The sequence below is a fragment of the Cyanobium sp. NIES-981 genome (assembly GCF_900088535.1).
Classification (GTDB): domain Bacteria; phylum Cyanobacteriota; class Cyanobacteriia; order PCC-6307; family Cyanobiaceae; genus NIES-981.
The window spans coordinates 1,331,800-1,352,687 of sequence record NZ_LT578417.1; the positions used below are offsets into that span (position 1 = coordinate 1,331,800).

The following is a 20,888-nucleotide window of genomic DNA, read 5'->3' on the forward strand; positions in this document are numbered from 1 at the left end:
GATGAGATGAATGGCGATGGACGCTGGAGCAGCGGCGCAGAAAGCGCTGGCCAAGGTCGAGAAGCTGGTGGCGATGAGCGCCTCGCCCCACCTGGAGGAGGCGCGCACCAGCGCCTTCCTGGCCTGTCGCCTGATTCGCGAGCACGGGCTGCAGATCACCACCCATCGCCCTTCACCCGCCAAGCCACCTGTGGCGACGGGCGTGGAGCAGGGGCATGGCCCGGGAGCCTTTCGCCGCATCCGCGTGCGCCATCCCGGCCGCTGCCTGTGCTGCGGCAACCCGATCGCGCCAGGGGAGTGGGCGCTCTGGTGCCGTGGCAATGGCTTGCGTCACCCGCTCTGCTCCCCCTGAGCCGCTGCTGCGCCAGCGAGATCCAGCAGGCCTTGCTGGCCCTGCTGGCGGGGGAGGCCTTCCTGGCGGATCGGCCCTGGAGTGAGATCTGGTGGGGGCGCATGCGGCTCGATCTGGCAAGCGGCTGGCAGCTGGAGATCGCGATCGAGCGCGACCAGCTTGGGGCGCTGCTCTGGGCCCGGGCCCCCGATGGGCGCAACTGGGAGTTCGGCTGTCAGCGCGACGACTGGACCCTGGGACCCGACAGCCGCATCTTGGAGCCGGTGGCGCTGCTGCAGCCGGAGCAGCGCCACCAGCTGGAGCGCCTGCTGCGGGAGGCCATCTGCTGGCCAGCGCCGCTGTTCCCGCCTGATCAAGCCGTTTTCTATGGCCTGGTGGAGCCTGAGGTTCGGCGCGGCAAGGGCCGGCACTGGCGACAGCGGGCCCGGGCCCATGGCCGCTGCCATCACGGTGCTGCCAATTCCAATCGGCAGCAGAAGCCTTAGCCTTTCGCTAATGGCCAGAACCCAGTCCTGATGTCCTCTGAGTACCGGTACATCGAGGCCAAACAGCTCGAAGCCGGTCAGGAGTTCGGCCGGATGCTGAGGCGCTGGCGGGAGCTGAACAACTGGACCCAGTACACGGCCTACAAGTGGGCCAAGGAGGCCGGCTTTGAAGTGATGGCCCCGAGCACCTTGAGCGTGTTCGAGAACGGCAAGGCCCCCAAGCCCCGCCCGGAGAGCTTCTTTGCCCTCGCCGAGGTGAATCGCCGCCTGGCCGCTAGGGATTTCAGTGGCGTGCGCACCCGCGCTCTCAAGGACCTGATCAGCCAGGCCAAGCCCCTGGTGGATGACGAGCAGCGGGTGTGGGGGCCCGCGGAGTTCTGGAGCTGCCACCTGGGCCTACTGCCGGTGCCGACCGCCTACCAGGCGCCTGCGGTGCCGACCCAGCCCGAGGTGGATGCCGCAGAAGCGGCGAAGCTGAGCGAGCAGTGGCGCGGCCAGCTGGTACAGACCGCCAAGCAGCACGGTATCGGCGTGATGGAGGCCCTGAGTTCCGCCGCCAAGGTGGCGCCAGCCAAGCAGCGGCAGGCCTTTCAGGCGATGCTGGCCGGCTTTGAGCCGTACTCCGCCGAGCAGCTGCAGGGCATGTGGGACGGAGAGGCGTGGCTGCCGCAGCGCTGGCTGGAGGAATGGTCCGCCAAGACGGGCGCCAGCTGAAGCATGCACGAACAGGCTCGGAGTACGCCATGTCTTGCGTTGTGCAAGATACAGATTCGGATTAGCGAGCCGCTAATATCCGAGGCAAGCGGGCGCTGGTCCCGCAGTGCCTTCGATGACCACCACCCCTTGCGGGCGGATGGAGCCGACGCCAGGTCCCACCTCCGCCTTTGATCTCAACCAGGCCCTGTTGCAGAGCCGCGAGCAGGCCCGCGCCCAGTGGGCCGAGGGCCTGGCCCAGTTCCAGTCCCAGATGGCCGCCATCGCCGAGACCTCCATGCAGGAGGTCGTTCAGGCGGCGGCGGCTGCCTTTGCCCTGGGCTTCTCGTTCAGCGCCCAGAAGCTGATCAGCGAGGAGCACGAAGTGCTGCGGGTGACCCTGCGGCACCGCGGCGGCGCCGAGGAGTTCAGCGAGGCCCAGGCACCCCAGGAGGGCAGTGCGGCCTGGCACGCGCTGACCGCTTCCCTGTTGGCGGGCCTGCTGGGCATTCCAGTGGGCAACCCTCCTCGGACTATCGAGCCGGATCGGCCACGACCGCAGCCGCAGCCATCGGTGGCGGACACCGCGGGCGCCGGCAGTGCAGCCGCCGCCAACGCTGCGGATGACCCTGAGGCCGCAGGCGACGAGTGGGACACCGGCGCTCCGGATGGCCCCGAAGCCAGCGACTCCGGCCTGGAGCCCCTGACGGACGAGGAGATCGCCACCCTGCACAAGTTCCTCGGAGCCATGCCTCAGGAGGCGCGCAAGCGGTTCACGATCGAGTTCCGCCACCACTTCCAGGTGCCCAGGGAGGTGCGGACGATCAAGGACCGCATCACCCAGCGGCGCCACAAGGACTTCATCGACGTGTTCGAGCGTGAGCTGGCCGGGGGGACGCCATGAGCGTCTGCCGCCGCGCCTACGCCAGGCCCCAGCCGCCGTCGCAGCACGGCCGTCACTACCTGTGCGTCTGCGTGCACAGCGATGTCTACCGGCAGGTGCGGCAACTGTCGGCCGAGCACCAGCTGAGCCTCTCCGGCGCCGCCCATCACCTGCTGCGGCTGGGGGCCGGCCTGGAGCCCCTGCTTCCCCTGACCTCTTCCCCGTCCACTTGTTCGAGCAAGTCCCATGGCGATTGAACTCAACGACGGCAGCCGCATCGCGGCGCCGGTGATCCGTCAACAGCGCCTCGGTGAGGTGGCCGTTCTGTCGATCGTGCGGCCCGAGCAGCGCGACCGGTTGCGCAAGAACCTCACCAGCGGGGCGATGGAGCCGATCCCCAACGGCACCGACCGCCAGGGCCGACCCAAGGTCAAGCAGGAGATGGTCGTCCATGCGATCGCCATGCCCGGCACGACGATGGAGGCTCGCATCGGTGATGAGGGCGGCGTTCCGGCCCCGGGGGATCGGGTGCGGCTGATCCTCAAGGCCAAGGGCTTCGGCGACTGGATCGAGGCACGGCGTCAGCATCGCCGCGGCCGGCTGAATGTGGGGGATGTGCTGGTGCTCGAGACCCGCTGGGCCCAGCAGTACGACCAGGACGGCAACCCCAAGGGCCCCAAGATCGAAGACCAGGCCGCCGCCGACGCGGTGCCGCGCAACGTCACGATCGGCTTCTACGGCCCGCTGAGCATCCGCGAGGGGAGTGACCCGGCCTGGATCGAGGCAGCGGAGCAGGCCTACCGCTCGGATGAAGCCGCGGCCCGCCAGCAGCAGGCGATCCCGCTGGCGGATGGGGAGGACTACGGCGATGAGTTCGCCGATGAGGAGGTGCCGTTCTGATGAGCCACCATCCCCCCGCCCGTGTTGCGCCTCGCAGCAACCGGCCGCAACTGCCGGCGTTCTGCCGCACCCGGCGCCCCACCGCCACGGTCAGCGTCAGCAGCCTGGCCGCCCTGCAGCGCCTCGTGCTCCTGGTGCTCGTGTTTCAACTGAGCACGCTTCTGCTGGTGATCGCCGGGCCCGTGCCACCGGTCCTGACGCCCGGCCCTGCCTGGCGCCGATCCACAGCGGTGGCGGAGACCCCTTCAAGCCCAGATGCCCTGGTGAGGCCACAGCATTCCAGCGAGAAAACCCATGGACCAGCTCGCTGATCACCCCTGTGGGTTCGTGTCTGTCGCCTTCGAAGGGCATGGCATCCGCGTGTGCACCGATCATCGGGGCGATGCCTGGTTTGTCGCTGCCGATGTCTGCGCCGCGCTGGCGCTGCGCCAGGACCGAACGTTGGCGGTGCTCGCAGAGGACGAGTGCAGCATCCATTCCCGGGAGGGACCGGGCACCGTTCCCATCACCTTGACCCTGGTCAGCGAAGCGGGCCTGCTGCGGATCCTGCGGTTCGGGGATCGTCCAAAGGCGCGGCGGCTGCGGCGCTGGATCACCCAACAGGTGCTGCCCTGCCTGCATCGCCGCATCGACGCCTCAACCGCATCGGCGAAGAACCTTCAGACAGCCAGGCCCACGCAGATCGTGGTGGCGCTGCTGAACATTGCCGAGGCCATGGCCCGCCTGCCTGGGGTCAGATCCGCCGATGCCATGGCGGCGGCCCTGGCCGCCATCGAGGTGAATACGGGCCTGTCCACAACGGCGCTGCTGCAGGTCCTGCAGAACCGCCCGGAGCAGGTCTCCATCGGGGATGGCGACCGGACAGCAGATCCTCTGGCGTCCGGCCGTTGGCCCGATTCACCACCGCATTCGCATCGTTGCCCACCACCAACAACTTGAGCCATGACTGTCTCCACGACACGACGTCTGCTGCGCCTGCCGGAGGTGAAGCAGAAAGTGGGCCTGTCCCGCACCGCCATCTACCGGCTGATCGCGGAGGGCCAGTTCCCCAGGCAGGTCTGCATCGGGCCGCGCACGGTGGCCTGGTGTCAGGACGACCTGGAGGCCTGGATCGAGCAGCGGATCCAGGGTGCGCCTGAGCGGTCGGACCATTCCTGAGTGGCGATGCGGCAACAGCCGAACCGCCATCGGGGCGGATCAACGGTGCTCAGACGACCTGATCGAGCAGGTCGGCCCAGCGCTGCATCATCGCGACCCGTTGCGGCCAATACTCGGCGCGGTTGTAGGCGGCAGTGACCTTGTTCTTCTCGATGTGGGCAAGCTGGCGATCGACGATGCGCAGCTCGATGCCCAGCTGCTCCTGGATGTTGGTCATGGCCAGGGCGCGGAAGCCGTGGCCGCACATGCGCCCATCGAAGCCCATGCGCTTGAGGGCCATGTTCACGGTGTTGTTGCTGATGAATCCGGTGGCGGTGCGCTGACTCTGAAAGACGTAGCCGCTGGGACCGCTGATCGCGTGCTGGGCCTGGAGGATCGCCGCGGCCTGGCGTGAGAGGGGCACGAGGTGCTCACGGCGGTTGCCGCGCCGGCCCTTCATGCGCTCAGCCGGGATGGTCCAGAGGGCCTCCTCGAAGTCGAACTCCTCCCAGCGGGCGCCGATCAGCTCGCTGGTGCGCACGAAGGTCAGGGCCAGCAAGGCCATGGCGTTGAGCGTGCTGGCATCGGCGCCGATGGTGTTGGCGCGCATGGCCGCCAGCAGCTCGGGCAGCTCACTCCAGGCGATGCAGGGGTAGTGGCTGGTGGTCTGCTTGACCGGGGCATGGCGCTTGAGGGAGTGGGCCGGGTTGATGGTGCAGTGGCCGATGGCGACGGCGTAATCGAGCACCTGACTGATCACGCCCAGGGAGCGTTTGGCGGTTTCGTGGGAGCCCCGCTGCTCGATGGAGCGCAGCACGACCAGGCAGTCCTGGGCGGTGATGGCAGCGATGGCCATGCCGCCGATGGCGGGAAGGATGTCCTTGTTGAGCTTTTTGAGGACGTCATCGCTGTGGCGCTCGGTCCAGGTGCCGGCCGTCTTGGTGGCGTGCCAGTCGAGGGCCACGGCCTCAAAGGTGAGCTGGGCATGCTTGCCCCAGCGGTGATCCTTGCTGCGTTTCTTGGCATCACAGGGATTGATTCCGTCCTCATAGAGCAGACGTTTCTGCTCATCTCGGATGTCGCGGGCGGCCTTGAGCGAAATCCTTGGATAGGGGCCGATGCGCAAATCCTGCCGTCGTCCGTCCTTGGTGGGCGGGAAGCGGTGCCGCCAGAGCCAGTACTTGCCACCGGCGGGATCGACCTCCAGGAGCAGCCCAGCGCCGTCCGAGACCCGGTAGCGCCGAGATCGCTGTGGCAGAGCGCGAACTTCCTTGTCGGTTAGAGCCAAGACCCCATTTACACCACCACCCCAGTTTTACACCACCACTTACACCACCACAATTGTTTGCTTGCCTGGGTTTTGACGGGATGCCATGGGACGCCCAAACAGCAGAAAACCCACTGCAGGGCAGTGGGTCTCGGGAATCAGTGGGACGTCACGGGAACCCCGGGAATCACCGTTTTGAGCTCTGAAACGGAGAGGGTGGGATTCGAACCCACGGAAGGTTGCCCTTCAAACGATTTCGAGTCGTTCGCTTTCGACCACTCAGCCACCTCTCCAGGTGGGACCCCACTGGGCCGCAGGCACTCTAAAGACCGGTCAGCCCCACCCCTGCTGCAGCGATCCGCTGGCCCCCGTGGTCGCCCAGCCCGGGGGCAGCCGCCCGCCCACGGCATCTCCAGCACCGGCCTCGCCGCCCCCGGGCTGGCCGCCACTGAGCCACACGGCCTGGCCGTTGCCGGCGGGCAGGGTCCGCCGCTCGGCGCGGCGCGGCGGAAAGCCGAGCCAGACACCCTCACCCGCCGGCGCTGATCCCTCCCCGGCCAGCTGCTGCCAGGCCCACAGGGCCTGGCGGTCGGGCAGCAACAGCCAGCGGCGGGATCCCACCAAGAGGCGCACGCCCCGGCTGTCGCCGCTGAGCGCTTCAGCCACCAGGCCGGGGCTGCCCAGCCACTGCCCCTGCCGGAGGGGTGGACTGCCGTCCTCGCTCGCCAGCACCAGGCCCGCCTGCGCCTGCCAGCAGGCCGGCTCCGCGGCAGGCAGCGGATCCAGCAGCAGCACCCAGTCGAAGCGCGCCACGCCGAACCCCGTGGCCAGCTGGCGCGCCTGCGAGCAGCTCAGCCCATCCGCCTGGGCACTCACCAGGGCGGCCCGGCCCTGATGGCGGGCCAGCAGCAGATCGCGGCTGCCCTGATGCACCAGCAGCAGCTGGTCTCCCCGCAGCAGGGCGACGTGCCCCAGCGCCACCAGCACCAGCAGAGCCAGCGCCAGCCGCCGCCAGCCCCGCGCCAGCCGCGGCAGACCGAGCCCCAGCAGCCCGAGGGCCAGCAGCAGCACCAGCAGGGGAGTGGGCCGCCCCAGCTGCCACTGGGCCAGCGGCCATGCGGCCACCGCCTTCACGATGGCCAGCACCAGGCCGGCCAGCCAGGCCACCGGCGGCAGCAGCAGGGGGAGCAGCCCGGGCAGCAGCACCGCCAGCAGCGCCAGGGCCATGGCCCCGAGGGTGAGCGGGGTGAGCAGGGGCGCCACCAGCAGATTGGCCGGCACGGCATAGAGCGGCACCACGCCGAAGTGGAACAGCTGCAGCGGCAGGGTCCAGAGGGAGGCCGCCAGGGGCACCGCCATCGAGGCCGCCAGCCAGGCCGGGCAGCGCCGCGGCAGCCGGCGGCGCAGGGCCTGCTCCAGGGGAGGGGCCGCCACCACCAGGGCCGCGGTGGCCACCACGCTCAGCTGGAAGCCCACATCGGCCAGCCAGGCCGGCTGCAGCAGCAGCAACAGCAGGGCACTGGCCATCAGGATGCCGAACGGGCGCCCCTGCTGCCCGCACTCCAGCACCGCCAGCGCCAGCCCGCCCATCAGCACGGCCCGCAGCACCGAGGGCTGGGGCCCGGCCAGCAGCACGAACAGGGCCATGGCCCCCAGGGCCAGGGCCAGCCGCGGCCAGCGGGGCAGGCGGCGGCCCAGGGGCAGCACCGCCCCCAGCAGCACGCTCAGGTGGAAGCCGGAGGCGGCCAGGGCATGGGAGAGGCCCGCCGCCCGGAACGCCTGCCGCACCGTGTCCGGCAACGGCACCCGGGCACTGCCGAGCACCAGGGCCGCCAGCACGCCACCGCGCTCGGACCCGGCACCCGCCACCAGCCGCTGGGCCAGGGCCCGGCGCAGATCCGCCACCGGGGTGGCGGGCCTGCTGAGCACGACCAGCTCCTCCACCTGGAGCTGGGTGGCGGCACCGGCGCGGCGCAGCCGTTCCGCCGGTCCGGCCAGGAGCGGATGGGGAGCCGGCTGGGGCTGGCGCAGCCGGCCCCGCGCCTCCAGGCGCCAGCCCTCCTGCAGGGGCTCGCAGGCGGGCAGCCGCAGCTCGGTGCGTCCCACCGGCAGCTGCAGCAGGGCCCGGCACTGACCGCCGCCCGCCGGCAGGGCATCGCTGAGGGCCCGGCCCCGCAGCGTCACCACCGCCCCGGGGGCGCCGGCGCGGCCATTCAGACTCCAGACGGGGTCTGCCGCAGCGGGCGGAGACGGCAGGGCCACCACCCACAGGGCCCGCACCACCACCAGGGCGAGCAGGGCGCCCCACACGAGCCGGCGGAGCCAGGGCCCCCTCCCCGGCGGGGGAGAGCCCTGAAGCACAGGGGTGGCCGGCATGGCGGGTGGAGGGAGGTGCCTGCAGCGTTGCCACGGCGCCGGAGGGCGCGCCGCACCGCATGCAGCCCTATCCCGGCAACTGGAGCAGCAGCTCACACAGCTGGGCACTGGGCAGGTCCTGGCCCAGCCAGGGCTCCACCAGGGCCGCCAGGGGCCGCAGCCGGCAGGGCCAGATCCGCCGTTCGCTCAGCCGCCCCAGCTGAAAGCTCCCCAGCAGCAGCACCAGCAGCAGCAGGCGCAGCCGCAGCGGCTTCATGCGGCCGCCAGGGCGGGGCTGGCGGCCGGCGCCGCGCCTTGCAGCAGCGGGAAGCCGAGGGCCTCCCGCTCCGCCAGCCAGGCCTCCGCCACCTGGCGGGCCAGGGCGCGGATGCGGCCGATCGTGGCGGTGCGTTCCGTCACCGAGATCACCCCGCGCGCCTCCAGCAGGTTGAAGGTGTGGCTGCACTTGAGCACGAAGTCGAGCGCCGGCGCCGGCAGGCCGCGGGCCACCAGATCGGCGGCCTCCGCCTCGTAGAGGGCGAACAGCTGCTGCAGCCGCTCGGGGCTGGAGGCCTCGAAGTTGTAGGTGCACTGCCCCTTCTCGAAGGGCAGCCAGATGTCGCCGTAGCTGCGGCTGCCGTTCCAGGCCAGATCCCAGATGCTCTCCACGTCCTGCAGGTACATGGCCAGGCGCTCGAGGCCGTAGGTGATCTCGATCGACACGGGCCGGCAGTCGAGACCGCCGCACTGCTGGAAGTAGGTGAACTGGGTCACCTCCATGCCGTCGAGCCACACCTCCCAGCCCACGCCCCAGGCGCCCAGGGTCGGGGATTCCCAGTTGTCCTCCACGAAGCGGATGTCGTGGTCGGCGGCGCGGATGCCGAGGGCCTCCAGCGAGGCCAGGTAGGTCTCCTGGATCGCATCGGGCGAGGGCTTGATCAGCACCTGGTACTGGAAGTAGTGCTGGGCCCGGTTGGGGTTGTCGCCGTAGCGGCCGTCCGTGGGACGGCGGCAGGGTTCCGGGTAGGCCACGGCCCAGGGTTCGGGGCCGATCGCCCGCAGCACCGTGTGGGGGCTCATGGTGCCGGCTCCCTTCTCCGTGTCGTAGGGCTGCAGGATCAGGCAGCCCTGCTCAGCCCAGAAGCGGTTGAGGGTGCTGATGATGTCCTGGAAATGCATCGCGGGATGCCCGGGGGAAGGGGTGAAGGCGGCGGGGCCCACCCAAGGGTCCCATGCACGGGGATCCCGTCGACAACGCCGGTACCGGAACGGGAAGGATGGGGTGTGAAGGCGCGAAAGCGTTGAAATTTCCGCTGGGACTGCTCTTTCCGGAACCACTGCCTCTGGAGCAAGGAGGCCCTGCCGAGCCTTGGGACGGCCGCCCATGAAGACCGCACCCGGGTGCTGGGGTCGTTCGGCCCCAGGGCCAGGACCGATCAGGCCTCCAGCTCCAGCAGCCCCATCAGTCCGCCGGCCAGGGGGCGGTGACGGGCCTGGCTGAAGCCCAGCCGCCGCGCCAGCCGCACCTGCTCCGCGCCGGTGGGAAACCGCTCCAGGCTCGCCTCCAGGTAGGTGTAGTGCTGCCGCAGGCCGGCCAGGGTGGCGGCCGGCACCACCACGCCCCGCAGGCAGAGGCGCTGCACCGCTGCCGTGATCCGGCCCCGGCGGGTGTCCCCGTCCAGGCGGTTGAAATCGAGCACGGCCGCCCGCCCGCCGGGTCGCAGCAGGCGCCGCACCTCCGCCAGGCCGGCCATCGGATCGGCGAGGTTGCGCAGGCCGTAGGCCATGGCCACACCATCGGCCAGGCCGGTCTCCAGGCCGGTGGCGAGGGCGTCGGCCTGCCGCCACTGCAGCGGCAGCCAGGGCTGGCGGGCGGCGCGGCGGGCCGCCAGCTGCAGGGGTGCCGCGGCCGCGTCGAGCCCGATCACGTGGCCATCCGGCCTCACCTTGGCGGCCATCACCAGGGCCAGATCGCCGGTGCCGCAGCAGAGGTCGAGCAGGGTCTGGCCCGGCCGGGGGCGCAGCCAGGCGATCGCCTGGCGCTTCCAGAGGCGGTGCTGGCCGAGGCTGAGCAGGTCGTTGAGTTGGTCGTAGCGCGGAGCGATCTGCTCGAACAGTGCCTGAACCTGCTCGGGATCTCCTGGCCTAAAGCTGCCCATCCCAGGGGAGCACCAGCGAATCGGGCAGCATCTCAGGCAGCGACACCGCATCGAGGCTGACCCCGGCGCTGGGCAGGGCCTCCGCCGCCATCATCGGCAGGCGCTGCGGAGCCGTGAAGGTGATCACCATCACGGTGGCGAGGCCCACGGCCGCGGAGCACACCATGCAGCCGGCCAGCATGAGCGAGAACTCCTGGCGGTCGTTGGCGGCCTGCATCAGCTGGAGGGCCCAGGCCACCAGCGCCACCACCGCGAGCACCATCAGCAGGGCCAGGCCCCGGGCGACGCTGGGTGGCAGGGAATCAAAGACGTTCAACGCAGTGACCGATCCGGGGAAAGTCCTGCAGCCGAAGGACCTGAACCAATGTAACGAGGCGTAACGACCGGGCGTGACGGCAGGGGCGGCAACCCTGCCGCGCCGCCGCTCACGCGAGGGGCCGGATCGGCAATCCCCGGGCCAGCAGGTCTGTCTTGATCTCCTCCACGCTCAGCACGCCGTCGTGGAGCAGGGAGGCCAGCAGGGCGGCCGCGGCGCCCCCGCCACCGGGCTCCTGGCTGAGGGCGGCGGCGATGTGGTCGATGCAGCCGGCGCCGCCGGAGGCGATCACCGGCACCGGCACCGCATCGGCCACGGCCCGGGTGAGGGCGAGGTCGTAGCCGGCCTGGGTGCCATCGCCATCCATCGAGGTGAGCAGGATCTCGCCGGCCCCCAGCTCCACCACCCGTCGGGCCCAGGCCACGGCATCGAGGCCGGTGTTCTCGCGCCCCCCCTTGACGTACACGTCCCAGGCGGGCGCGGCATCGTGGCCGGCGCCGCTGCCGGCCTGGGTGCGACGGCGGGCATCGATCGCCACCACGATGCACTGGGCGCCGAAGCGATCGGCTCCGCGGCGCACCAGCTCCGGATCCCGCACCGCCGAGGAGTTGAGGCTCACCTTGTCGGCACCCGCCCGCAGCAGGGCCGTGATGCCGTCCACGCTCACGATGCCGCCGCCCACCGTGAAGGGGATGGTCACCGCCTCGGCGGTGCGCTGCACCAGCTCCACCAGGGTGGCCCGCCCCTGGTGGCTGGCGGCGATGTCGAGAAACACCAGCTCGTCGGCGCCGGCGGCGCTGTAGCGGCAGCCCAGCTCCACCGGGTCGCCGGCATCGCGCAGGTCCACGAAGTTGACCCCCTTCACCACGCGGCCATCGGCCACGTCGAGGCAGGGGATGATGCGCTTGGCAACCATGGGCGTTGTGGCGGCGTGGGCGTTGTGGCGGCGTGGGCGCCGGCCTGGGGGCTGCCGGGCAGTCTGGAGGGCGCGCTGCTTGGCCGCTGAAGGCCGACGCGGCAGCACTGTTAAGGTTGCGCCACTTTTCAGTCGCGACGGCCATGGCCCAGGCTGCCACGATCCACGTGGGTTCCAAGGTGCGCGTGCTGCGGGTGCGCGACCGCATCCCGGCCGATCTGGTCGAGGCCCTCAAGAGCGACCCCACCGGCATCGTCACCGGCTTCCGCACGGTGGATGGCCAGGGCGTCGGCGTGGTGGTGGATCTGGGCGCCGGCAGGAGTGCCTGGTTCTTCGACGACGAAGTCACCCTCGCCTGAGTTCCCCCTTGACCAACAGCCCTGATCCCCAGGTGAGCAGCGGCTCGGCGGCGCGCCAGCTGCTCGGCATGAAGGGTGCCGCGGGCACCTCCAGCCTCTGGAAGATCCGGCTGCAGCTGATGAAGCCGGTCACCTGGATCCCCCTGATCTGGGGGGTGCTGTGCGGCGCCGCCGCCTCCGGCCAGTTCAGCTGGACCCTGCCGAACGTGGGGGCGTCGGTGGCCTGCATGCTGATGAGCGGCCCCCTGCTGGCGGGCTACACCCAGACGATCAACGACTACTACGACCGCGAGATCGACGCGATCAACGAGCCCTACCGCCCCATTCCCTCCGGGGCCATCCCGCTGGGCCAGGTGAAGGCCCAGATCTGGGTGCTGCTGCTGGCCGGCCTGGCGGTGGCCTACGGCCTCGACCGCTGGGCCGGCCACAGCACTCCGGTGCTGCTGCTGCTGGCCCTGGGGGGCTCGTTTGTGAGCTACATCTACTCGGCTCCGCCCCTGAAGCTCAAGCAGAACGGCTGGCTGGGGAACTACGCCCTGGGGGCCAGCTACATCGCCCTGCCGTGGTGGGCGGGCCAGGCCCTGTTCGGCCAGCTCACCTGGACCACCGCCCTGCTCACCCTGGCCTATTCGCTGGCGGGTCTGGGGATCGCCGTGGTGAACGACTTCAAGAGCGTGGAGGGCGACCGGGCCCTGGGCCTGCAGAGCCTGCCGGTGGTGTTCGGCATCGAGAAGGCCAGCTGGATCAGCGCCGCCATGATCGATGTCTTCCAGCTGGCGATGGTTGCGGTGCTGATCGCCATCGGGCAGCATTTCGCTGCCGTGCTGCTGGTGCTGCTGATCGTGCCGCAGATCACCTTCCAGGACATCTGGCTGCTGCGGGATCCGGTGGCCTATGACGTGAAATACCAGGCCAGCGCCCAGCCGTTCCTGGTGCTCGGCATGCTGGTGACGGCCCTGGCGATCGGCCACAGCGCCCTGGTGGCGTGATGTGAGCGGCACCGCCTCCGCCAGATCCCAGCCCCGCGCCCGCCGCCCCGGTGGCGGCAAGCGCCGCCTGGTGATCACGGGTCTGCTGGCCGCTGGTCTGGGCAGCGGTGTGGCGGTGGGCCAGGCGGCCCTGATGTCCAGCCTGGACAGCCTGCTGCCCGACGCCCGGGGCATCAACCACTACAACCGGCCCGGAACGCTCACCATCCTTTCGGCCGACGGCCAGGTGGTGCACAAGGTGGGGCCGGTGTCGCGCGAGAAGCTGTCGGCCAGCTCGATCCCCCCCCTGGTGGAGCAGGCCTTCATCGCCGCGGAAGACCGCCGCTTCTACCAGCACGACGGCGTCGACCCGCTCGGTATCGCCCGGGCCATGGTGCGCAACATCTCCCAGGGCTCGGTGGAGGAGGGGGCCAGCACGATCACCCAGCAGCTGGCCCGCACCGTGTTCCTCAGCCAGGACCGCACGATCGTGCGCAAGCTGAAGGAGGCGGCCCTGGCGGGCAAGCTCGAGCGCCAGCTCAGCAAGCGCCAGATCCTCACCGAATACCTGAACCTGGTGTACCTGGGCTCCAGCGCCTACGGGGTGGCGGATGCGGCCTGGATCTACTTCTCCAAGAACCCCAGCCAGCTGACGCTGCCGGAGGCGGCCCTGATCGCGGGCCTGCCGCCGGCCCCCTCTGTGTACTCGCCGCTGGTGAACCCCGAGCTGGCCCTGGAGCGGCGGGCGGTGGTGCTGCGCCGCATGCAGGAGGCCGGCTACATCAGCGAGGCCGAACGGCTGGAGGCCGACGGCGCCCCCCTGGCGCTCCAACCCGCCGAACCGAAGTACTGGGTGAGTCAGGCGCCGTACTTCAGCAGCTGGGTGCAACAGGAACTTGCCCGGGTGCTCACCCCGGAGCAGCTGGAGGTGGGCGGGGTCACGGTGCGCAGCAGCGTCAACCTCACCTGGCAGGCCGAGGCCCAGAAGACCATCAATGCCTCCGCACCGGGCAGCATGGAGGGAGCCCTGGTGGCGATGGAGCCGGGCACCGGACTGGTGCGGGCCCTGGTGGGCGGCAAGAACTTCGAGGCGAGCCAGTTCAACCGCGCCACCCAGGCCCTGCGCTCCCCGGGCTCCACCTTCAAGCTGTTCGTGTACCTCACCGCCCTGAAGGAGGGGATGGTGCCGGAGCGCAGCGTGGTGGACAAGGCCCGCTGCTTCGGGGGCTACTGCCCCAAGAACTTCGGCAACCGCTACTACGGCACCGTCACGATGGTGCGCGCCCTGCAGAACTCGCTCAACACCGTGGCGGTGGCGCTGCTGCAGGAACTGGGCTTCGACAAGGTGATCGCCACGGCCCGGAGCCTGGGCATCACCGGCCCGCTCGGCAAGTTCTATCCCCTGGCCCTGGGCGCGGAGGAGCAGACCGTGCTCGACATGACGGCGGCCTACGCGGCGATCACCAACCGCGGTGTGTACGTGAAGCCCACCCCCTTCGAGGAGATCCTGGGGCCCGACGGCGAACTGCTCTGGAGCCGCCGCAGCGATGGCGACCAGGGCAAGCGGGCCGTGGACAGCGACATCGCCGATGCGATGACCTGGATGCTGCAGCAGGTGGTGCGGGCCGGCACCGGCGGCGGCGCTTCCCTGGGCAACCGGCCCGTGGCCGGCAAGACCGGCACCTCGGAAGGGGGGCGCGACCTCTGGTTCATCGGCTCGATCCCCCAGCTCACCACGGGGGTGTGGCTCGGCTACGACAACAGCCGCGAAACCAAGAGCACCAGCGTGGTGGCCACCTACGCCTGGCGCCGCTTCATGGCCGCCATCACCAAGGACCTGCCGGTGCTGCAGTTCCCCCCCAAACCCTCCCTGAGCAACACCTTCAAGCCCTCGAAGGCGAGACCGGCCAGCAAGCCCGCCCCCAGCCGCTCTCAGCCGTCGGACACCAGCCCGGAGCCGGGCGAATCCCGGCCGGAGGAGGAACCCACAACCCAGCCGAGCCGTTCCGAGCCCGCCTCCCCGCCACCGGAGCGCAGCGCGCCGGCCGCCGAGCCGCCGGCGGCCCGACCCAGCGTGGATCCGGCGGCCCGGCCCCGGGGCCCCAGCGTGCCTCCAGCGCCGGCTCCCGCCCCGCCGCCGCCGCCACCACCACCGCCCCCCGCCCCGGTGGCTCCGCCGCCCCCTGCCCCTGCACCGCCGCCGCCGCTCTAGGCGGCCTGCGGCGCCTGCACCAGGGCGGCGAAAAAGCCATCACCACCGCCCGGCTCCGGCCAGGCCTGCCACTGCTCCAGGCCTCGCCAGCCCGGGTGGCGGGCCAGCAGGGCCTCCACCACCGCACCGTTCTCCGCCGGATGCACTGTGCAGGTGGCATACACGAGCCGCCCGCCGGGCCGCAGCAACGGCAGCAGCCCCTCCAGCAGCCGAGCCTGCAGTGCCACCAAGTCGTGGATCGCGCCGGGCTGCAGCCGCCAGCGGGCATCGGCATGGCGGGCCAGGGTGCCGAGCCCCGAGCAGGGGGCATCCACCAGGATCCGATCGAAACGGCCCCGCCACTCGGGGCGCAGCTCGGCCAGGCCCGTGGCATCGGCGGCCAGGGTGTGCACGCAGCGCAGTCCGAGCCGGGCCGCATTGCGCTCCAGCCGCTCCAGCCGGGCCGCCGAGCGATCGATCGCCCACACCTCGCCCTGATCGCCGAGGCACTCCGCCATCTGGGTGCACTTGCCGCCGGGAGCGGCGCAGGCATCCAGCAGGCGCTCACCCGGCTGGGGATCGAGCAGGGGCACCACCCGCTGGGCGTTGCGGTCCTGCACACTCCAGTGGCCCTCCTGGAAGCCTGGCAGACGGCGCAGATCCCCCACCCGGCCCTCGAGGCTGAGGCTGCAGGGGGTGTGGGGCAGGGCGCTGGCCGGGATTCCAGCCGCGGCGAAGGCCGCCCGCAGGCTGTCGCGGCTGGTGCGCAGCGGGTTCACCCGCAGATCCAGCGCCGGCGGCTGGTTGGCGGCAACGGCGAAGGCCTCGGCCCGCTCCGGCGGCAACCACTGCAGCAGCTGCGCGGCCAGCCAGTCCGGCAGGGAGTGGCGCAGCCCCAGGCTGCCGGCCGCATCGGCCGGCAGCGTGAGCCCCTGCCACGGCGGCGCGGCCGGGGCTGGTCGCCGCCGCAGGGCCTGGCGCAGCACAGCATTGGCCACCGGGGCCAGGCGGGCCAGGCCGCCGCGCTTGGCCAGCTCCACCGTGGTGCTCACCGCGGCGGCGGCCGGCACCCGGGAGCTGAACAGGATCTGGTACAGCCCGACATGGAGCAGCCAGCGCAGACGGGGCGGCTGGCGCTGGCTGCTCACCCGGCCGAGGGCGTCGAGCCAGGCATCGAGCAGCCGCCGCTGGCGGATGGCGCCGTAGGCGAGCTCGGTGGCCAGGGCCCGGTCGGCGCCCTCGAGGGAGCTGCGCTGCAGGGCCCGCTCCAGGGCCAGATCGGCGTAGGCGCCACCGGCCACCGCCAGCAGCACCTCCCAGGCGAGCTGGCGGGAGGCCAGGCCCGTGGCCGGAGCCGGCGACGCAGCGACGGAGGCGGAATCAACCAAGCGGCGGCGGGTCCAGGGGCGGCACCCACAGATAGCGCCCCAGCGGCAGCTTCCCCTCCGCATCCACCGGGATGCCCTCGGCCAGCAGCAGCTGCCGCTGGATCCAGTCGCTCCCCTCCCGGCTGGGCGTGAAGCTGATCCGCCCCTGGGCGTTCACCACCCGGTGCCAGGGCACGGTGGAGGGCAGGGGCAGGCGGCGCAGGGCCCAGCCCACCTGGCGGGCACAGCCGTAGGCGCCGATCAGCTCGGCGATGTGGCCGTAGGTGGCGAGCCGGCCAGGGGGGATGCGGCGCACAGCGGCGTAGACCCGCTGGTCGAAGCTGGGGGCGTCCATGCCGTGCATCCTGCCCATGCCGCTGCTGCCCCGCCGCTTTGCGCGCCTGCAGGCGGTGCTCAACCGCCGCATGGCCAACCTCACGGTGCTGCTGGAGCACGTGGAGAAGCCCCACAACCTCTCGGCGATCCTGCGCACCTGTGATGCGGTGGGGGTGCTGGAGGCCCACGCGGTGTGCCTGGAGGGGCGCCTGCCCACGTTCAACAGCACGGCCCAGGGCAGCCAGAAGTGGGTGCCGCTGCACCGGCACGCCAGCGCTGCCGCCGCGCTGCAGAGCCTGCGGCAGCAGGGCCTGCGGATCTACGGCACCCATCTCAGCGCCGGGGCGGTGGACTACCGCAGCTGCGACTTCACCGGCCCCACCGCCTTCGTGCTGGGGGCCGAGAAGTGGGGGTTGAGCCAGGAGTGCGCCGCCCTGGTGGACCAGGCCATCCTGATTCCGATGAGCGGCATGGTGCAGTCGCTGAACGTGAGTGTGGCCACCGCCACGTTGCTGTTCGAGGCCCTGCGCCAGCGGCAGGCCGCCGGCCTGGTGCCCAGCGCCGGTGAGGGGCTGGACCCCGGGCGCTACCGCGCCCTGCTGTTCGAGTGGGCCTATCCGGAGGTGGCCGCCTGGTGCCGGCGGGAGGGCAGGCCCTACCCGGAACTGGATGGGGAGGGGGCGATCACCGAATCCCTGCCCCGCACGCTGCGGCTGCGCTGCTGAGGACGCCCTGCTAGGGGCGGCCGCGGCCGGGGGGGAAGTGCGGCGGTTCGGTGCCGATGCCGTCCAGATCATGGCTGGCGAGGCGACGGCTGCCGGCACTGGGCAGCCACAGCGCCACCGCCAGGGCCAGCAGTTCCAGGGGGATCTGGCGGCCGCCCAGCAGCACCACCGCCACGGCCACCACGGCGAGCATCCGCTGGAACAGGCTCCACACGTCGTCGCGGTCGGCGCTGCCGGTGAACCAGAGCACCACCGCCAGGGCCAGCAACACCAGATCCAACCACCAGGGCATGGCCAGGGAGGGCCGCGATCGGCCCGCGCAGTCGTGTTCAGTGTGGCGCGGCAGCGGGCTGCGCGCCTCAGCAGCCCCGGGGCTTCAGCGGGCGGCCCGGGAGGCCTGGCCCTCGCCGCTCAGCCAGCTCTCGAGGCCCTCACCGAGGAAGGAGAGGCCCAGCACCAGCACGAACATGGCCAGGCCGGGATAGAGGGCCGTCCACCAGATGCCGGTGGGCAGGGCGGTGAGGGCCTGCTGCAGGTCGCCGCCCCACTCGGGGATGGTTTCGGGCAGGCCGAGGCCCAGGAACCCCAGGCCCCCGAGCACCAGCACCGCATCGGCGGCATTGAGGGTGAGCAGCACCGGCACCGAGGTGATCACGTTGCGGAAGAGGTAGACGCGCAGGATCCAGAGGGCGCTGGCCCCCAGCGAGCGGGCCGCCTCCACATAGGGCTCGGCCTTCACCTGGGCCGTCTGGTTGCGCACCACCCGGAAGTACTGGGGGATGTACACCACGCAGAGGGCGGCGGCGGCATTGGGCAGGCCGCGGCCCAGCAGGAAGGCGAGCACCACCGAGAGCAGCAGCACCGGCAGGGTGTAGAGGGTGTCCATCAGCAGCACCAGGAGGCGGTCCACCCAGCCGCCGAGATAGCCGCTCACCATGCCCAGCGGCACGCCCACCACCAGGGCCACCACCAGGGCCAGCAGCACCACCTGCAGCGCCACGCCGCTGGCCGCCAGGGTGCGCACGCACACGTCACGGCCGAGGCGGTCGGTGCCGCACCAGTGCTGGGGCGAGGGTGGGGCGTAGATGGGGTTCTGCAGACCGGCGTTGGGATCCGGCAGCCAGCCGGCCTGCACCAGCAGGGGCGTGAGCACGGCCACCAGCAGGTAGGCGAGCACGATCAGCAGCCCCCAGCGGGCCATGCGCGCCGAGAGGGTGGCGGGGCGCCAGCGGAGAAGCACCGGGGCGGGGCAGCAGGCCCCATTCAACCGCCGCAGGCCCTGGGGGTTCCAGCCAAGGCGGCCACCACCCAGACTGCAGGGGCCCCGCCCCTGCTCCAGTCTTGACCGGCTCCAGCCTGCTGATCGTAGATGACGACCCGGAGCTGCGCCGCTTCCTGCGCACCGAGCTGGAGCTGGAGGGCTACCGCTGTGCGGAGGCGGCCACGGGGCAGGAGGCCCTGCAGCTGGCGCGGGCCGGCGGCCTGGAGCTGCTGCTGCTCGACTGGAGCCTTCCCGATTTCAGCGGGGTGGAGATCTGCCGCCGCCTGCGGGCCACCGGTGACACCACCCAGGTGCTGATGGTGACGGCCCGTGACGACGTGCACGAACGGGTGGAGGCCCTGGATGCCGGCGCCGATGACTACCTCACCAAGCCCTTCTCGATCGAGGAGCTGCTGGCGCGGGTGCGGGCCAGGCTGAGGCGGCACCCCCCGGAGCAGCCCCGGGAGCCGGGCCTGCAGGTGCTCCGGCTGGCGGATCTGGAGCTGGTGCCGGCCCGCCATGAGGTGAGCCGGGCCGGGGCGCCGGTGCACCTCACCCACACGGAATACAAGCTGCTGCATCTGCTGCTGGAGCAGCCGCAGCAGGTGCACCGCCGCGGCGACATCCTGCTGGCGGTGTGGGGTGAGACCTGGGTGGGCGACGACAACGTGCTGGATGTGTACATCCGCTCGCTGCGGCGCAAGCTGGAGCCAGCGGGTGCCACCAGCCTGATCCAGACCGTGCGCGGCGTGGGCTTCATGCTGAAGGAGGGTCCGCCGCGGGACTGAGCCCCGGCTCCAGCGCGGGCTCCAGCGCGGGGAGACGCAGCTGGAACTCCGCCCCCCCACCCGGCGCTTCCACCACCCGCACATCGCCCCCCATCGCCTCCATCAGCAGCTTCACCACCGCCAGGCCGATGCCGCTGCCGCGCTGATCGCCGCGCAGGCCGGCGGAGCCACGCACGAAGCGCCCGAAGATCCGCTCCCGCTCGGCTTCCTCCACGCCGGGGCCGTGATCCCGCACCCAGAGCAGCAGGCGGCCGTCAGCCGCCCCGGCGGCCCCCACCGTCACCGGCGAGCCGGGGGGGCTGTAGAGCAGGGCGTTGTCCACCAGGGCGGTGAGGCACTGCTGCAGGCGGTCGGGATCAGCGAGGGCCGGCGGCGGCCCGGGCTCTCCGCTGGCGTCGGAGCCGGCCAGCCGCAGCCGGCCCGCGGCCCCGAGGGCCAGCCGCTCGTGGAGCGCCAGGAGCACGTCATCGGCCTGGATCGGCCGGCAGCGCAGGCGCAGGCGGCCCGAATCCTGGCGGGCCAGATCGAGCAGGTCGGCCACCAGGGTGCCCATCCGGGCCGACTCCTGCTGAATCAGCCGCAGGGAGGGCACCAGGGCGGGATCGGGATGGCGGCGCAGCAACCGCTGGGCGTGGCCCGACACCAGGGTGATCGGGGTGCGCAGCTCATGGGCCACACCATCCACGAAGCTGCGCTGCCGCTCCCAGGAGGCGGCGAGGCGCTGCTGCAGCGCGTTGAAGGCCCGGGCGATGGGCCGCAGCTCCTCGGGCTGATCGGCCACCACCAGCTGATCGCCGGGCCGCGGCGGTGCCTCGATGCCGCTGAGCTGGACACGGAACACCTCGAGCGGCTGGCTGAGCCCCCGCCACAGCACCAGGCGGAGCAGACCACTGGTGATCAGGCTCGCCAGCCCGGCCGCCACCAGCAGCAGCCAGGAGCCGAGCTGCTGCTGGCGCACGGAGGCGCTCACGTTCTGCTCCACCTGCAGCCAGACGGTTTCACCGCTGCTCAGGGGGATCGCCACCCGGCTCACCAGCCAGCTCTGGGCTCCGCTGCTCACCAGCCGGGGCTCCCCCCGCAGGGGGCCGGCAGGGGCTGGACCGGCCGGCAGGGGCGTGAGCCGCAGCTGGAGCAGCGGGGCCCGAGAGCGGGCCAGCAAGAGCTGGCGCAGCTGCTGGCGGGAGCCGGTCTGCTGGCTGAGCTGGGAGGCCACCTCCTCCGCCAGCTGCCGGTGGGCCTGGTCACGCTCGTAGCCGGACAAGACCTGGTTGAAGCCCAGCATCACGCCGTAGCCGGCCAGCACCGCCAGCAGGGAGGCGCTCTGGAGCCAGAGGCGCAGCCGGGAGATGGGCAGCAGGTTCATGCCTTCAGAGTCCTGACTTCAGAGTCATGCCCTCAGATTCATGCCTTCAGGGAATTCTCAGAAAACT

At 71.5% G+C, this 20,888-nt stretch carries 25 protein-coding genes and 1 tRNA gene; 13 read left to right on the forward strand and 13 right to left on the reverse strand.

The window, feature by feature from the left end:
• The first annotated feature begins 10 nt into the window (after positions 1-10).
• From CBM981_RS06740 to CBM981_RS06780, 8 genes are all read left to right on the forward strand, one after another.
• Entirely contained in the window at positions 11-352 is a 342-nt protein-coding gene (locus tag CBM981_RS06740; protein WP_157665361.1) for a hypothetical protein, read from the forward strand.
• Positions 298-837, forward strand: coding sequence for a hypothetical protein (locus CBM981_RS06745; protein WP_225867577.1), 540 nt, complete (start codon positions 298-300; stop codon positions 835-837). Before CBM981_RS06740 ends, CBM981_RS06745 begins: the two co-directional genes overlap by 55 nt.
• Positions 838-867: 30 nt before the next feature.
• Positions 868-1,551, forward strand: coding sequence for a helix-turn-helix transcriptional regulator (locus CBM981_RS06750; protein ID WP_087067791.1), 684 nt, complete (start codon positions 868-870; stop codon positions 1,549-1,551).
• 115 nt (positions 1,552-1,666) lie between these two features.
• Positions 1,667-2,434, forward strand: coding sequence for a hypothetical protein (locus CBM981_RS06755; RefSeq protein WP_225867578.1), 768 nt, complete (start codon positions 1,667-1,669; stop codon positions 2,432-2,434).
• A complete protein-coding gene (locus tag CBM981_RS06760) occupies positions 2,431-2,670 on the forward strand; it encodes a hypothetical protein (RefSeq protein ID WP_087067793.1) in 240 nt (79 codons plus the stop codon). Before CBM981_RS06755 ends, CBM981_RS06760 begins: the two co-directional genes overlap by 4 nt.
• Entirely contained in the window at positions 2,660-3,313 is a 654-nt protein-coding gene (locus CBM981_RS06765; protein WP_087067794.1) for a hypothetical protein, read from the forward strand. The genes CBM981_RS06760 and CBM981_RS06765 overlap by 11 nt, the downstream gene beginning before the upstream one ends.
• A 294-nt stretch (positions 3,314-3,607) precedes the next feature.
• Complete coding sequence (locus CBM981_RS06775; protein WP_087067796.1) at positions 3,608-4,252, forward strand: Bro-N domain-containing protein; 645 nt, start codon at positions 3,608-3,610, stop codon at positions 4,250-4,252.
• A gap of 3 nt (positions 4,253-4,255) precedes the next feature.
• Positions 4,256-4,471, forward strand: coding sequence for an AlpA family transcriptional regulator (locus CBM981_RS06780; RefSeq protein WP_087067797.1), 216 nt, complete (start codon positions 4,256-4,258; stop codon positions 4,469-4,471).
• 49 nt (positions 4,472-4,520) lie between these two features.
• On the opposite strand, the gene CBM981_RS16085 is transcribed toward CBM981_RS06780, so the two are convergent.
• From CBM981_RS16085 to hisF, 8 genes are all read right to left on the reverse strand, one after another.
• Positions 4,521-5,738: an integrase arm-type DNA-binding domain-containing protein gene (locus CBM981_RS16085; protein WP_087067798.1), complete on the reverse strand. Its 1,218-nt coding sequence runs from the start codon at positions 5,736-5,738 to the stop codon at positions 4,521-4,523.
• 187 nt (positions 5,739-5,925) lie between these two features.
• Positions 5,926-6,010: transfer RNA gene (locus CBM981_RS06790), tRNA-Ser, on the reverse strand.
• Positions 6,011-6,050: 40 nt separating this feature from the next.
• Positions 6,051-8,093: a ComEC/Rec2 family competence protein gene (locus CBM981_RS06795; protein ID WP_087067799.1), complete on the reverse strand. Its 2,043-nt coding sequence runs from the start codon at positions 8,091-8,093 to the stop codon at positions 6,051-6,053.
• 67 nt (positions 8,094-8,160) lie between these two features.
• Positions 8,161-8,349 (reverse strand): hypothetical protein, encoded by a 189-nt coding sequence (locus tag CBM981_RS06800; protein ID WP_087067800.1) that lies wholly within the window; start codon positions 8,347-8,349, stop codon positions 8,161-8,163.
• Positions 8,346-9,251: a glycine--tRNA ligase subunit alpha gene (glyQ, locus tag CBM981_RS06805; protein WP_087067801.1), complete on the reverse strand. Its 906-nt coding sequence runs from the start codon at positions 9,249-9,251 to the stop codon at positions 8,346-8,348. The genes CBM981_RS06800 and glyQ overlap by 4 nt, the downstream gene beginning before the upstream one ends.
• A 257-nt stretch (positions 9,252-9,508) precedes the next feature.
• Positions 9,509-10,231, reverse strand: a complete 723-nt coding sequence (gene ubiE / locus CBM981_RS06810; protein ID WP_087067802.1) for a bifunctional demethylmenaquinone methyltransferase/2-methoxy-6-polyprenyl-1,4-benzoquinol methylase UbiE — start codon at positions 10,229-10,231, stop codon at positions 9,509-9,511.
• On the reverse strand, positions 10,218-10,547 hold the full coding sequence (locus CBM981_RS06815; RefSeq protein WP_225867579.1) for a hypothetical protein: 330 nt from the start codon (positions 10,545-10,547) through the stop codon (positions 10,218-10,220). The genes ubiE and CBM981_RS06815 overlap by 14 nt, the downstream gene beginning before the upstream one ends.
• Positions 10,548-10,656: 109 nt before the next feature.
• Positions 10,657-11,463 (reverse strand): imidazole glycerol phosphate synthase subunit HisF, encoded by an 807-nt coding sequence (gene hisF / locus CBM981_RS06820; RefSeq protein ID WP_087067803.1) that lies wholly within the window; start codon positions 11,461-11,463, stop codon positions 10,657-10,659.
• 143 nt (positions 11,464-11,606) lie between these two features.
• On the opposite strand from hisF, the gene CBM981_RS06825 reads away from it, so the two are divergent.
• From CBM981_RS06825 to CBM981_RS06835, 3 genes are all read left to right on the forward strand, one after another.
• Complete coding sequence (locus tag CBM981_RS06825) at positions 11,607-11,822, forward strand: cytochrome b6f subunit family protein (protein ID WP_087067804.1); 216 nt, start codon at positions 11,607-11,609, stop codon at positions 11,820-11,822.
• Between the two features lie 8 nt (positions 11,823-11,830).
• Complete coding sequence (gene chlG / locus CBM981_RS06830) at positions 11,831-12,811, forward strand: chlorophyll synthase ChlG (protein ID WP_087067805.1); 981 nt, start codon at positions 11,831-11,833, stop codon at positions 12,809-12,811.
• Between the two features lie 133 nt (positions 12,812-12,944).
• Positions 12,945-15,002 (forward strand): PBP1A family penicillin-binding protein, encoded by a 2,058-nt coding sequence (locus tag CBM981_RS06835; protein ID WP_369801690.1) that lies wholly within the window; start codon positions 12,945-12,947, stop codon positions 15,000-15,002.
• On the opposite strand, the gene CBM981_RS06840 is transcribed toward CBM981_RS06835, so the two are convergent.
• A complete protein-coding gene (locus CBM981_RS06840; protein ID WP_225867580.1) occupies positions 14,999-16,369 on the reverse strand; it encodes a 16S rRNA (cytosine(967)-C(5))-methyltransferase in 1,371 nt (456 codons plus the stop codon). The two genes, CBM981_RS06835 and CBM981_RS06840, sit on opposite strands and share 4 nt — an antisense overlap.
• Positions 16,362-16,703 carry an MGMT family protein gene (locus CBM981_RS06845; RefSeq protein ID WP_087069254.1) on the reverse strand — a complete coding sequence of 114 codons (342 nt, stop codon included), beginning with the start codon at positions 16,701-16,703 and terminating at the stop codon, positions 16,362-16,364. Before CBM981_RS06845 ends, CBM981_RS06840 begins: the two co-directional genes overlap by 8 nt.
• A 16-nt stretch (positions 16,704-16,719) precedes the next feature.
• On the opposite strand from CBM981_RS06845, the gene trmH reads away from it, so the two are divergent.
• Entirely contained in the window at positions 16,720-17,409 is a 690-nt protein-coding gene (gene trmH, locus CBM981_RS06850; RefSeq protein WP_087067807.1) for a tRNA (guanosine(18)-2'-O)-methyltransferase TrmH, read from the forward strand.
• A 10-nt stretch (positions 17,410-17,419) separates the two neighbouring features.
• Here trmH and CBM981_RS06855 read toward each other — a convergent pair whose 3' ends face one another.
• Positions 17,420-17,701, reverse strand: a complete 282-nt coding sequence (locus CBM981_RS06855; RefSeq protein ID WP_087067808.1) for a hypothetical protein — start codon at positions 17,699-17,701, stop codon at positions 17,420-17,422.
• Between the two features lie 84 nt (positions 17,702-17,785).
• Positions 17,786-18,610: an ABC transporter permease gene (locus CBM981_RS06860; protein WP_087069255.1), complete on the reverse strand. Its 825-nt coding sequence runs from the start codon at positions 18,608-18,610 to the stop codon at positions 17,786-17,788.
• Positions 18,611-18,750: 140 nt separating this feature from the next.
• Between CBM981_RS06860 and CBM981_RS06865 the strand changes: the two genes are divergently transcribed.
• On the forward strand, positions 18,751-19,458 hold the full coding sequence (locus CBM981_RS06865; protein ID WP_087067809.1) for a response regulator transcription factor: 708 nt from the start codon (positions 18,751-18,753) through the stop codon (positions 19,456-19,458).
• On the opposite strand, the gene CBM981_RS16090 is transcribed toward CBM981_RS06865, so the two are convergent.
• Complete coding sequence (locus CBM981_RS16090; RefSeq protein WP_087067810.1) at positions 19,427-20,821, reverse strand: sensor histidine kinase KdpD; 1,395 nt, start codon at positions 20,819-20,821, stop codon at positions 19,427-19,429. The two genes, CBM981_RS06865 and CBM981_RS16090, sit on opposite strands and share 32 nt — an antisense overlap.
• Positions 20,822-20,888: the final 67 nt, after the last annotated feature.